The sequence below is a fragment of the Microcystis sp. MC19 genome (assembly GCF_003019735.1).
Taxonomy (GTDB): domain Bacteria; phylum Cyanobacteriota; class Cyanobacteriia; order Cyanobacteriales; family Microcystaceae; genus Microcystis.
The window spans coordinates 1,242,133-1,254,533 of record NZ_CP020664.1 but is presented as its reverse complement, the minus strand read 5'-3'; the positions used below and the strand labels follow the sequence as shown (position 1 = coordinate 1,254,533).

13 protein-coding genes and 1 pseudogene are annotated in these 12,401 nt (G+C 44.7%); 6 read left to right on the top strand and 8 right to left on the bottom strand.

Annotated elements, in window-relative coordinates:
• Positions 1-24: 24 nt before the first annotated feature.
• The gene (locus B5D77_RS06475) at positions 25-1,404 is read right to left on the bottom strand and encodes a Rieske 2Fe-2S domain-containing protein (protein ID WP_008199331.1); all 1,380 of its coding nucleotides are present in this window, start codon (positions 1,402-1,404) and stop codon (positions 25-27) included.
• 193 nt (positions 1,405-1,597) lie between these two features.
• On the opposite strand from B5D77_RS06475, the gene B5D77_RS06470 reads away from it, so the two are divergent.
• Complete coding sequence (locus B5D77_RS06470) at positions 1,598-2,041, top strand: hypothetical protein (protein ID WP_008199325.1); 444 nt, start codon at positions 1,598-1,600, stop codon at positions 2,039-2,041.
• A 42-nt stretch (positions 2,042-2,083) separates the two neighbouring features.
• A complete protein-coding gene (gene aroQ / locus B5D77_RS06465; RefSeq protein ID WP_008199320.1) occupies positions 2,084-2,539 on the top strand; it encodes a type II 3-dehydroquinate dehydratase in 456 nt (151 codons plus the stop codon).
• A gap of 204 nt (positions 2,540-2,743) precedes the next feature.
• Here aroQ and B5D77_RS06460 read toward each other — a convergent pair whose 3' ends face one another.
• Positions 2,744-3,325, bottom strand: a complete 582-nt coding sequence (locus tag B5D77_RS06460) for a hypothetical protein (protein WP_008199312.1) — start codon at positions 3,323-3,325, stop codon at positions 2,744-2,746.
• A 205-nt stretch (positions 3,326-3,530) separates the two neighbouring features.
• Here B5D77_RS06460 and pyrH point away from each other — a divergent pair, with 205 nt between their 5' ends.
• Both pyrH and frr read left to right on the top strand, forming a co-directional pair.
• Positions 3,531-4,253: a UMP kinase gene (gene pyrH / locus B5D77_RS06455; protein WP_002732255.1), complete on the top strand. Its 723-nt coding sequence runs from the start codon at positions 3,531-3,533 to the stop codon at positions 4,251-4,253.
• A gap of 13 nt (positions 4,254-4,266) precedes the next feature.
• Positions 4,267-4,788: a ribosome recycling factor gene (frr, locus tag B5D77_RS06450; protein WP_371413461.1), complete on the top strand. Its 522-nt coding sequence runs from the start codon at positions 4,267-4,269 to the stop codon at positions 4,786-4,788.
• A gap of 397 nt (positions 4,789-5,185) precedes the next feature.
• Here frr and B5D77_RS06445 read toward each other — a convergent pair whose 3' ends face one another.
• From B5D77_RS06445 to B5D77_RS06415, 6 genes and pseudogenes are all read right to left on the bottom strand, one after another.
• On the bottom strand, positions 5,186-5,515 hold the full coding sequence (locus B5D77_RS06445) for a type II toxin-antitoxin system PemK/MazF family toxin (protein WP_106908502.1): 330 nt from the start codon (positions 5,513-5,515) through the stop codon (positions 5,186-5,188).
• A gap of 191 nt (positions 5,516-5,706) precedes the next feature.
• Positions 5,707-5,895: pseudogene (locus B5D77_RS28000) on the bottom strand (hypothetical protein).
• A gap of 47 nt (positions 5,896-5,942) precedes the next feature.
• The gene (locus tag B5D77_RS06430) at positions 5,943-6,302 is read right to left on the bottom strand and encodes a DUF5615 family PIN-like protein (protein ID WP_106908501.1); all 360 of its coding nucleotides are present in this window, start codon (positions 6,300-6,302) and stop codon (positions 5,943-5,945) included.
• Positions 6,280-6,627, bottom strand: coding sequence for a DUF433 domain-containing protein (locus tag B5D77_RS06425; RefSeq protein ID WP_045358164.1), 348 nt, complete (start codon positions 6,625-6,627; stop codon positions 6,280-6,282). The genes B5D77_RS06430 and B5D77_RS06425 overlap by 23 nt, the downstream gene beginning before the upstream one ends.
• Before the next feature lie 135 nt (positions 6,628-6,762).
• Entirely contained in the window at positions 6,763-7,845 is a 1,083-nt protein-coding gene (gene psbA / locus B5D77_RS06420) for a photosystem II q(b) protein (RefSeq protein WP_002731626.1), read from the bottom strand.
• Positions 7,846-8,540: 695 nt separating this feature from the next.
• Positions 8,541-9,623 (bottom strand): molecular chaperone DnaJ, encoded by a 1,083-nt coding sequence (locus B5D77_RS06415; protein ID WP_106909963.1) that lies wholly within the window; start codon positions 9,621-9,623, stop codon positions 8,541-8,543.
• Between the two features lie 456 nt (positions 9,624-10,079).
• Here B5D77_RS06415 and B5D77_RS06410 point away from each other — a divergent pair, with 456 nt between their 5' ends.
• Both B5D77_RS06410 and ntrB read left to right on the top strand, forming a co-directional pair.
• Positions 10,080-11,438: a CmpA/NrtA family ABC transporter substrate-binding protein gene (locus B5D77_RS06410; protein ID WP_106908500.1), complete on the top strand. Its 1,359-nt coding sequence runs from the start codon at positions 10,080-10,082 to the stop codon at positions 11,436-11,438.
• A gap of 112 nt (positions 11,439-11,550) precedes the next feature.
• Positions 11,551-12,381: a nitrate ABC transporter permease gene (ntrB, locus tag B5D77_RS06405; protein WP_106909962.1), complete on the top strand. Its 831-nt coding sequence runs from the start codon at positions 11,551-11,553 to the stop codon at positions 12,379-12,381.
• The last annotated feature ends 20 nt before the right edge of the window (positions 12,382-12,401 follow it).

Sequence of the window (12,401 nt, the reverse complement as noted above, 5' to 3'; positions counted from 1 at the left end):
TTCCGCTCTTTTTCGGCAGCTTTATCACTTTTTACCAGTATTTCTCGGCAATAATTCCCGTCCTTGATAAAACTGTTTTATCAGTTCTCCCAAGCGCCAATAAACTGCCACCATAAGGACAGTTAATGCTGTCAGCACTGTCACGGGAAGGAGGGCCGATTGAGCGAAAATTAGGGCTAAAAGTGGTAAAGATAGACCAAGAATAATGGCGATCGCTAATGTTAACCCCCGGAGACGATTAATATTTTTTAAAGCCCCTTGACAAACAGCACAATTTTTGGTATGGGAGTGATAGCGTTCCAGGAGAATCTCTTTTGATTGTAGGGGGGGGAAAGGTTGACCGGCAAAAGGATCAGCTTGGTATTGATTAACCCAATTGCGATACTCGAACACGAATAAATCCGCTTTGGTGGGGAGATAACAAGCTTGACTAAAATTCCGACTATCCCCCCGAGCTTGCAGATAACGCTCTTGATAGTAGAGAAAAATCTGATCATCTTCGAGAATAGCATTTTGATTGATGTGGGAATACCAAGTGGGAGTAAGCTTAATGAAGAATTTCGGCAGCTTAGAGTTAAATTTAAAAGGAAAACGAGCAAAGAGACGACATTCTCCCTGACGGATGGGGGTTGCATAGACTGCTGTTAAAGTCCGTCCGAACTTTTCCGAGGTGAGATCGTGGTAAATTAATCCGGGGGCGATAAAATTGCTGTATTGCTGACCTAATTGACCTTTACGCGGTCCTTCGGGCCAAATTCCCTTAAATCCCTGACGATTGGACTCGATAATTTCTAATTCCATAGGAGCGGCATTGGCCCGATTACCGATGGTGAGATGATGGGTATAGGGAACATGACTAGAATCAATAATATTTTCGATTAAAGTGACGGCCGAGTAGGGTAGATCTCGGAAGGTATCCAAACAAATCCAAGCATCAGCATCCTCCTCCAGGGGTTCAATAATTGGAATCGCAGTCAGGGGAGCATTTTCGGGATTACCCGCATAAACGAATAATAATCCCTGACGGATAGCCGTGGGTAAAGACCGCACACAAGCGCGTCGAGAGGTGTTAGCTTGACTGTTTTCTGGTTGTTGGGGAATAAATTCACAGTTTCCTCCCCCGGAAAAAGACCAACCGTGATAGGGACATTCTAGATGTCCGCTTTCGTTAAGACGACCTTCTGAGAGAGGAGCGAGGCGATGGGGACATTTATCCTCAAAAACTCGCCATTCTTGCTGATTTTTGTCCCACCAAATCACTAAATCCTCTTCTAGTAGGGTAAAGCGTTGGGGCTGCTTTTTGTCTAAATCTTTGACGTAGTAGATAGGATACCAAACTTGACGACAATCAAAGCGATCGATATCTGTTCCCCCGACGGGATGGGCAGCAGTGCTGGTCAGCATAAATTTTAAAATAAGTTAACATTTCTCCTCCAAAATCTAACAAATTTAATCGACAAAAGGGGACAGATGCCGGTATCTGCTGGGGAAACAAACACTGGCACTACATTTTGGGGTGATAATTAAAGGGTAGTCTCCCATGGATAAAGCGAGAATGGGAGAAGGATCAAGATAAAACTAAGGGGAGTTTACCAGAATGTCCGGAGAAACCGTCACTTATTCCCTAGAAACTATTCTGACCAGGATCGAGGGAAAAATAGATAATCTACAAAGGGACGTTAATCAAAAATTTGACAAGATTGATGAGCGCTTTGACAGAATCGATGAAAGATTAAATAAAGTAGAGATAGGATTAGCTACTTTAACCGAGAAAGTCGTAGGGATGGATAAACGACTCGAAAAGGTGGAAAACGAACAAGTTAAATCGATAGGATTGGTCGCTTTAACCGAGAAAGTCGGAGGGATGGATAAACGACTCGAAAAGGTGGAAAGTGAACAGGCTACCATGATTAAAGCTATTTCTGACCTCCAGGGATTCCGAGGTCTGATTCTGCCGATCATTGTCGGTGCGCTCAGTGCTACTATTGGTGCAGTGATTACCGTAGCGGCAAAAATTTTCTTGATCGGCAATAGTCCCTGATCGAGATAAGATTAATTCTCGTGGTCTAGATGGGGGAGATTGGTGAATAAACTAAGCATTCTGGTTCTGCACGGACCGAATTTAAACCTATTGGGGAAAAGAGAGCCGAATCTCTACGGTAACGTTAATTTAGAGACGATTAACCAGTTTTTAAGCGAAGAAGCTACCCGTTTAGGGGTGAATTTAACTGCCCATCAGTCCAATCAGGAAGGGGAATTAGTGGACTGGATTCAGCAAGCATGGGGTCAGCAGCACGGTATTTTGATTAATGCGGGAGCTTATACTCATACCAGTATCGCCATCCGCGACGCACTATTAGGCACAAAAATGGCCTGTGTGGAAGTACACTTAAGCAATATTTACAAACGTGAGTCTTTTCGTCATCATTCCTACATTGCCGATATAGCCATCGGACAGATTAGCGGTTTTGGGTCCGAAAGTTATCGCCTAGGATTATGGGCCTTAGTCGATTATCTGCAAAAGAATAGAGAAGGCTAATTAGGGCTTGCTCAATAAATCTAAAAACCTTGTTGGGTAAGACTTTTAGACTTTTTGGTTTCCAAAAAGTACCAGATCCCGGAGTGATCGGGTGGAAAATTCAGGGACTTTTTCCCTGAAAATTAGGTAATTGACCCCCTCAAAATCTCTAAAACCCTACACCCCCCCTGCCCCCACCGAAAAACTTTTTGCCGCAAACCCTAATTAGGCAAGGGATTCTACCACTTCTAAGAGGGGACAAAAGGGAAAATAGGGGGAAACCGTCCAACGATAGAACTTTTTGCTGCCGGTGGACTGGAGATTAAAACGCAGGGAAACAAAGGGAAAAAAGGGAGATACGGAACAATTCCAACTGAAAGCTGGCTTAGAAATGCTATTATCGCCCTGCAAAGACCAAGCAGGGTATTGAAAAACCTCCCGGACAAGGGATTTTCCTTCATCGGTAACTTGAGCGCAGCTGCGACTAATGCCCGAAACCAAACAGAGACTATTACCAGTACAATTGTCATTAGAAGCCACGATCAGGAGATCTTCCCCGGTGGTGGTTAGTTCAAAAGTGATAAAATCTCCAGCTTGCCAACGACTAAGCACTTGTCCTTGGGCATTCTGGTAGATAGCGCTGCAGTTTTCGGGATCAAGAAGACGATTACTATCGGGGTCTAAGTAACCGCAAACCTTGCCCATCAGACGAGTTCCATCCTGAAACTCATACATCCAATCAAAGGTATCGGTTTTAGCGTCCCTTTGATTGTTTTTGTTAACCAATAGTAATCGATCGCTGACCACGGTTATTAATTCTCAATAAAACTAAGCTTCCCTTAATAACAAAGGTATCACTAAATACTAATTTCCCAAGGAAAAGATTTATTAATCTTAACTTGTCGGCCCCGGGGGAGAGTAAACTGGTCAGCTTAAATCAAGGCCAAAACCTGCTATCTTATGGGGAGACAAAAATTATCTAGATCTTGTTTTAGCGAGTGGTAGTAAGGGCATGGCGTACAAGCGGGTATTATTAAAACTGAGTGGGGAGGCCCTGATGGGCAATCTCGGCTATGGGATCGACCCGATGGTGGTTTCCGCTATCGCCCAGGAAATCTCCGAAGTGGTTGACCAAGGCATCCAATTGGCGATCGTGGTCGGTGGGGGCAATATTTTTCGCGGGGTGAAAGCCGCCTCGGCCGGCATGGATCGGGCTACGGCCGATTATATTGGTATGATAGCAACAGTCATGAACGCTATGACCTTGCAGGATGCCCTAGAACGAGCGCAAGTACCGACCAGGGTATTAACGGCGATCGCTATGCAGGAATTAGCTGAACCCTACATCCGCCGGCGGGCCATCCGTCATCTGGAAAAAGGTCGGGTGGTGGTTTTCGGTGCGGGATCGGGTAATCCTTTCTTTACCACCGATACCACGGCAGCCCTGCGCGCTGCCGAAATCGATGCGGAAGTGGTGTTTAAAGCGACGAAAGTGGATGGGGTTTATGATTCCGATCCCTCTCACAACCCTAATGCGCGACGCTTTCAAAGTCTCACCTACGGTCATGTGCTGACCCATGATCTGCGGGTGATGGACGGAACTGCGATCGCTCTGTGCAAGGAAAATAATATCCCGATAGTCGTTTTCGATCTGTCGGTAGCAGGTAATATTGTTCGCGCTGTCAAAGGTGAACCCGTTGGAACATTGGTAGGAGGATTCTGTGAAGTTAGCTGAAGTTCAAGACCATATGCAGAAAACCGTCGAATCAACCCAGAGAGCTTTTAATACGATTCGTACTGGCCGGGCAAATGCTTCTCTTTTAGATCGGATCGTGGTGGAGTATTATGGCATGGAAACTCCCCTCAAGTCCCTGGCGACCATTAGCACTCCCGACGCAACCACGATCGCCATTCAACCCTTCGACCGTACCAGTATGGGGGCGATCGAAAAGGCGATTTCTCTCTCGGACGTGGGTTTAACCCCCAGTAATGACGGTCAGACCATTCGTTTGAATATCCCTCCCCTCACTAGCGATCGCCGCAAGGACTTGGTCAAATTAGCGGCGAAATTAGCCGAAGAGGGAAAGGTGGCGATCCGCAATATTCGCCGGGATGCGATCGATGCTATCCGTAAACAGGAAAAAAGTCACGAAATTTCTGAGGATGAATCCAGGGATTTACAGGATCAGGTGCAGAAATCCACCGATAAATTTATCGCCAAAATCGAGGATTTATTAGCGACAAAAGAAAAAGATATCATGACCGTTTAAGTTTTTTTCTCCTAATTGATAGAACAGGCTTTTTGTCTGTTCTATTTGGCTTTTTGTCCCTATTTAGGGGCTGCTGAATAAATGGGAAATATAGACGAGGTAAGGGTTTTATACTAAATCCGCTGAGTATAGGCTATTTATGAGGACAGGCAATAGGCAATAGGCAAAAGAGGGAATAAATAATCATTTTTTAAAAATGGATTTGGTATCAGATCAGAATATGAAAGATGGCATGCAATCCTTGCTATCAAAGTAATTTCAGTTCCAAGCTGATTCGGATCATCTTTCAATTTGACAACGCCTATTGGAAGATTAAACGTCCGAAGTAACCGTGAGCGGCGATGCTGTACGCTTTTTTTATGTTAATGGATTCTTTAAATCCTTTTATAACCCCCTATTATTCGAGTTCTTGATGTTCAATAACCAACTTAATTCCCTGAATAATTAATTTGATTTTTTCCTGAGAAAGTCTTCCGATAGACTCCGTTAAAAGACGTTTATCAACCGTGAAAACCTGTGAAACATTAACAACACTGGATTCAGGTAAATTCCCTTCACCCTCATTCAATAAAACATTACCAATGGCTTTTGCTCGTCTCAAATTGGTTGTTAATGGACACACAATAACCGTCCCAATTTGTGACTGATTCAGAGCATCATTTTGCACCACAACACAAGGACGAAGGCTCTCCCAGCTTTGGTGGGTAAAATGTATTCTAAGATACATTTCTCAAGAGCGAGGGGGTGGAACGAACCACAAAGACACAAAGGACACAAAGGACACAAAGATCGATCGATCCTATGTCAATTAAACTTATCACACAGAACCTAGAAGAGCCGGACGAAGATAAGCAGGTTCAGAACCTTGTGGTTCTCCTAAATCAATCCAATAAATATCACCTTGAAAAATCGTCATATTTACTCAGATAATTGGCGTTGATGATGGCGTATTCCCTCTAACATCAAAGTTTCTGATTCATCCGATCTATCACTATAAGCTTCATTCCAACTATCCATTAATACCTGTTTAGTTATTTTTTGATTATTCAATCCTAATTATTGATGTAACTTCTCCAATAACCATTGTTTATCTTCATCTCCCCTGATTCAACGCCTAAGACAACTAAAAATAAAACAGAAACAGCAAGTAGTATTTATAAAGGAATATGAGTAATCCGGTCTTGATAATCTTGGGCATCGCCTAATAAAGCAATGAGAATTAAATTCTCAATAATCTCTTTGATTGTTGCTTTAGGACGCAAGACAAAAATCCCTGGACTATGACGACTTTGTGCCAGATGATCAGCTAAATGAACAGGCATATAAGTCCGATTATTTGTGACTAAAATAAAGTGATTTGCTTCGCACCAAATTAAAATTTCTGGGTCTAAGGTGCTTTTCGACGGAACACCAGGTTCGCCAATCATCCAAACCGTTAAATCAGAGTGACGGCGCAATAATTGCTCCCGATACAGCGGCGGTAAATTTTCATCAATTAGATACTGAATACTCATTGATATTTTCTGCTGCTATTTCCGCCTTGAATTTCCGCATTTTCTCCACAAAAGCGGGAGGGTTCAAATCCTGTTCTTGTTCTCCTTTTTGACAATGTTCTAGCCATTCTGCCAGATATTGACTAACTCGGTCTTTTTCGTGCAGGTAATAGAGAATAGTGGCATGGATTTGTTCTAGGGTAAGGGTAGGATAAATTTGCCCGATTTCTTCAGGGGTACGGGCGCGGTAAATGTATTCATATAAGATAGTTTCAATGCCAATGCGGGAGTTTTTTAAGCGAATGTCATTGGGAGTCAAAAAATTAAAGTAGTCTTCGAGTTGCATCGGTTAATACTCCTATTGATAAATTCGTACTTTTTTGTATCATCAATCAAGCCAATAAATCTCTCCTTGAATATTATGATTCTAACAACAAAAAAGCACCCCCTTGCGGGAGTGCCTTTTCGTTCAGACTAGGAATTAACCATTGATAGCAGGAGCAGTCAGAGCTACAGGAGCCTGTTCACCACTAGCTAAGTCTAAGGGGAAGTTGTGAGCATTGCGCTCGTGCATTACTTCCATACCGATACCAGCGCGGTTTAACACATCGGCCCAAGTACCGATTACACGACCTTGAGAATCGAGAATCGACTGGTTGAAGTTAAAACCGTTGAGGTTAAACGCCATGGTGCTAACACCCATTGCCGTAAACCAGATACCGATTACCGGCCAAGCACCCAAGAAGAAGTGCAGAGAGCGGCTATTGTTGAAAGAAGCGTATTGGAAGATTAAGCGTCCGAAGTAACCGTGAGCGGCAACGATATTGTAGGTTTCTTCTTCTTGACCGAATTTGTAACCGTAGTTCTGAGATTCGATTTCAGTGGTTTCACGCACTAAGGAGGAAGTTACTAACGAACCGTGCATCGCGGAGAAAAGAGAACCGCCGAACACACCAGCAACACCTAACATATGGAAGGGGTGCATCAGAATGTTATGTTCTGCTTGGAACACGAACATAAAGTTGAAGGTTCCAGAGATTCCTAAAGGCATACCATCAGAGAAAGAACCTTGTCCGATGGGGTAGATTAAGAATACAGCAGTAGCGGCGGATACGGGTGCAGAGTAAGCTACACAGATCCAAGGACGCATTCCTAAACGGAAAGACAGTTCCCACTGACGACCGAGGTAGCAGAAGACACCTAGTAAGAAGTGGAAAATGACTAACTGGTAGGGACCACCGTTGTATAACCACTCATCTAAGGAAGCAGCTTCCCAGATGGGGTAAAAGTGGAGTCCAATCGCGTTGGAAGAGGGAACAACTGCACCGGAGATGATGTTGTTTCCGTAGAGTAGAGAACCAGCTACAGGCTCGCGGATACCGTCGATATCTACAGGAGGAGCGGCGATAAAGGCGATGATGAAGCAGGTGGTGGCGGTGAGCAGGGTGGGGATCATGATCACACCGAACCAGCCGACATAAAGACGGTTGTTGGTGCTGGTGATCCACTGGCAGAACTGCTCCCACAGGGAAGCGCTCTCGCGCTGTTGTAAGGTGGTGGTCATTGGTTTATGATTCCTATTAAGTTATCGAGGTACGATTGATGATGTCTCTATCTTAGAGAGTTTGTATCGGTTTGTAAAGGGGTTTGACAAAAGTATTTCTTGTTGGGGTGATAAGGTGGGCTTATGCTTGTTAGTCGGTCGTTTGTAGTGGCTCTTTGCAGAATTCGATCGCCCGAAGGTGATCGATTTGCCGATGATAAACTATAAAGAGCCTTTTCTTTTGAGCCAGAGAATGCCGTCGCTCTATAGCCTAAGAACCGAGAATCCCCCGCTAACCGCGCGAGCGGTTAGCGGGGGAAAGTCAATGTTGTGACAATCCATAAGCATCTGAGGGGGTAAGGCAATCACTAAAATCCTTTTTTTTTCCCTTTTTACCCTTTTTCTCTATTTTTTCTCTTTCTTTTCTTTCCCGCCTCACGGCGGGTCGATTTTGTAGGGGCGAACTGCGTTCGCCCACCGGCAATAATTATCCCACCGGCAATAATTAAGGCTTGCTGAATAAATGTGAAATATAGACGAAGTAAGGGTTTTAGGGTTCTGTTTCGCCCCCACCGGTGCAAGATTTTGAGAGAATCGTGGTTCAAAACCTTGTGTCTTCATCGGCCCGCGTCCTGTAAGGGCGAAGCATTCGGATAGGAAATATACGGTTTCAGCGATAGGTTATTGCCCGAATGCTTCGCCCCTACTTTCTCTCTTTAACGGCTGATTCCGCGAAGTTGCTCCAGAAGTTGATCAAGAATGTCTTCCATCTCTTCCGGGCTTCTGCCCATCCTGACCGGTCCGCGCAGAAACTCTTTAACCGTTATCTTTTTATCGCGGAAGTCACGGACAAAATTATAGATTTTTTCGGTGGATTGAACTTGTAATTTCATCTCCTCTAGCATTTGCTCAATCGGGTCGATGCCATCCTTCTCACAAGCGCGGCTGGCCCTCACCATCTCGCCTTCCGGGGTATTTCGCACCGAGCGCAGTTCTCTTTTCAGGTTCTCGTATTGCTTTTTAAGTAGTTCGTTATTGGTTTCAACCCTCTCGCACTGTCGTTTAAGGTCGCTTTCCGATGAGCCTTCAACCGCGAAAGAGTCCCCCATTTGATGCTGTCGTTCGATTTCCAGCAGTCTGGCAATATCTCCCTCTTTATAGGCACGGTTGACCTCCTTCATGATCTCATTGTGACGCATCCGAGTTTCGGGATCCGTAACCTTGTCGGGGTGAAAAATCTCAGCCATTCTCAGGAAAGTGCGGCGTATTTGTCTAGATTCAGGAGATTTAGGCGAGCTTTCAGGTGATAGCTCTGTTCCATCATCGTGACGGTTATAGGAGTCTCCCCCAGAGAAGAAATCCTGCGCGGATTGCTCCGATGCTCCTTCTGGTTCTTCGTCTCCGAAAAGTTCGTCAAGTTCTTCATCTCCATCCTCAAATTTTGGGCTAATCACCCCCGTTAACTGAAGTGTCTCGTAAATTCCGAGAATCCTTTTTTTTGTTTGCTGCCCCATTTTTCTAGCAGTGAGGATTTCGTCAAAAAGGGCGTGTATTTCGCGGTCGAGGTCGGTAAGTTTTTGATAGAGGGGTTGCCCTCTCTGGAAAATCTCCGTCGCTAAGGAACGCATCTGGTCGAGGAATTTCTTCAGTTCGTTGCGTTTTCTGCCAATCTGCTTGAGGAGCCACTGATGCTCCTCCTCTAAAGCTTGGAGACGAAAATGTAGGGAAGACAGAGCCAAGGCAGGAGAGGTAGGCGAATCAGAGGAGTTCGGTGATTTCGGCTTTTTAGATCTGGTCATTACTTTGGGGTGAAAGCATATTGTCCATTCTACCAAGCCGCAAGGAACCGCATTCCTAAAACTCACCCTTGGCTCGTTTTGTTGTTTCTCCCCACCTCCCTGCTCCCCATCACCCCTCTCCCCTCTCCCCAATTCATAATTCATAATTCATAATTCATAATTCCCCACTCCCCTGCGCCGGCGCTCCTACGGAAACCTTTTTAAGTGGCTAGAAGCTAGATATATCAATGGTCTTAATTAATTCTTATCAATCGAATTAAATTTTTGTAAATAAAATTCTCGATCAGATTAATTATTTTTTCCAAATTCCGCTAGACTTATTTAGTAAGTTCAATCGAGATTCAATATTCCATAGCTAAATTTCTATAGCACGGGCTAGAAGGGAAGTTTAGCGAGGGATTCCTTTACCCATAATTCAGCACACATATTTGCTTTAGCAAGCAGGTAGGAGATTCTATGTCAAATTTTTCGAGACGGAAATTTTTAACCACGGCGGCGGTTTCAGCGGCAGGGGCTGTTGTCCTCAAAGGTTGTGTGGGTAATCCCCCCGACAGTACGGGTGGAACCACCACCACCGCGCCCGCTTCCCCGGCAGCCTCTCCCGTCGCCATCGCCCCGGAACAAGCTCCTGAAACCACCAAAATTAAATTAGGTTATATTCCTATCGTTGAGGCCGCACCCTTAATTATTGCCAAGGAAAAAGGCTTTTTCGCTAAATACGGGATGGCCGATGTGGAAGTCTCCAAACAAGCAAACTGGGGATCTGCTAGAGATAACGTCGAAATTGGGGCAGATGCGGGCGGAATTGACGGAGGACAGTGGCAAATGCCCATGCCTTACCTAATTTCCGAGGGACTAATCACCAAAAATAACGTTAAAGTCCCCATGTATGTGTTAGCGCAGTTAAACACCCAGGGTAACGGAATTGCGATCGCAGGTAAACACGAGGGCAAAAATATCGGTTTAGACCTGAAACCCGCCAAAGATTACATCCTCGGCATGAAAACGACGGGAACTCCCTTTAAAGCCGCCTATACTTTCCCGAAAGCTAATCAAGACTTCTGGATTCGTTACTGGTTAGCCGCCGGTGGTATTAACCCCGATATGGATATTAACCTAATTGCGGTTCCTGCCGCCCAAACCGTGGCCAACATGAAAACGGGAACCATGGATGCGTTTAGTACCGGCGATCCTTGGCCGGCGCGAATTGTGGCTGATCAGATCGGTTTTATGTCAGCTTTAACCGCAGAAATCTGGCCCTATCACCCGGAAGAATACCTCGCTATCCGTGCCGATTGGGTGGATAAAAACCCAAAAGCCACCAAGGCCCTATTAAAAGGAATTATGGAAGCGCAGCAATGGCTCGATCAAGAGGCAAATCGGGCAGAAGCGGCAGCAATTCTCGCTAAACCGGCTTATTTCAACCTCAAAGAAGAAATTATCGCCGGTCCCCTCAAAGGAATGCAGAAAATGGGTGACAGTAAACCGGAAATCACCGACAAAAATAAAGGGGTTTTCTACTGGAAAGATCCCGCCGGTAGCGTTTCCTATCCCTACAAGAGTCATGATCTCTGGTTTTTAACCGAAAGTGTTCGTTGGGGTTTCTTGCCGAAAGAAACTTTAACCACTGCCTCCGCATTAATCGACAAAGTTAACCGCGAGGATCTTTGGAAAGCGGCAGCTACAGAATTAGGAGTTCCCGCAGCCGATATTCCCACCACTACCTCCCGGGGTGTCGAAAAATTCTTTGATGGCAAGACTTTTGACCCTGCCAATCCCCAAGCTTATCTCGATAGTTTGGCGATCAAAAAATAGCGAGCTTTTAACGATAGGCTAGGTGGATAAAATATCTAGTCTATCAATCCCAAAAATGTTTTCTTCTCTTCCCAATCAAGTAACTTTATCTTCAACAAAGGAAAACGGCAAAATGGCAAGTAGCGTCAGCAGAACAGGTAAAGGTGGTTTCAACTTCGGTAAATTCTGGAAAAAGCATTCCCATGACATTCTTCCCCCCATTATCGGTATCTTAGGTTTTCTGATTGTTTGGCAATTAGTCTCGATGGTGGGATTAATCAAATTACCCCCCCCATCCGACCTAATCACCAATGAGCGTACCCGTACTTATTTAATGTATCCTTTCTTTGATCGTGGAGGCATTGATAAAGGACTATTCTGGCAAACTTTAGCCAGTCTGCAACGGGTATTAATCGGTTATTCTTTTGCCGCAGTGGTTGGTATTGGTGTTGGGATTATGGTCGGTTTAAATTCCTTCTTAAATAAGGCCCTCGATCCCCTTTTCCAATTCCTGAGAACAGTTCCTCCTCTTGCTTGGGTTCCCCTATCTTTGGCCGCTTTACAACAAAACCAACCTGCTGCTTTATTCGTTATCTTTATTACCGCAGTTTGGCCGATTTTGATTAATACTACCGTCGGTGTCCAACAAATTCCCCAAGACTATATCAACGTTAAACAAGTCTTGCAATTGTCCAGCAAAAAATTCTTTTTCAAGATATTAATTCCCTCGGCTCTTCCCTACATCTTCACTGGTTTGAGAATTGCGATCGGTTTAGCTTGGTTAGCGATTATTGCGGCGGAAATCGTTATGTCGGGTATTGTCGGTATCGGTTTCTTTATCTGGGATGCCTACCAAAATAACTACATCAGCGATATTATTCTTGCGCTGTTTTATATCGGTGGTGTGGGTTTATTACTCGATCGCTTTATGGCTTGGTTGCAAACTCAAATCGTTCGTCAATAGGGAATCAATGGGGAAACTTT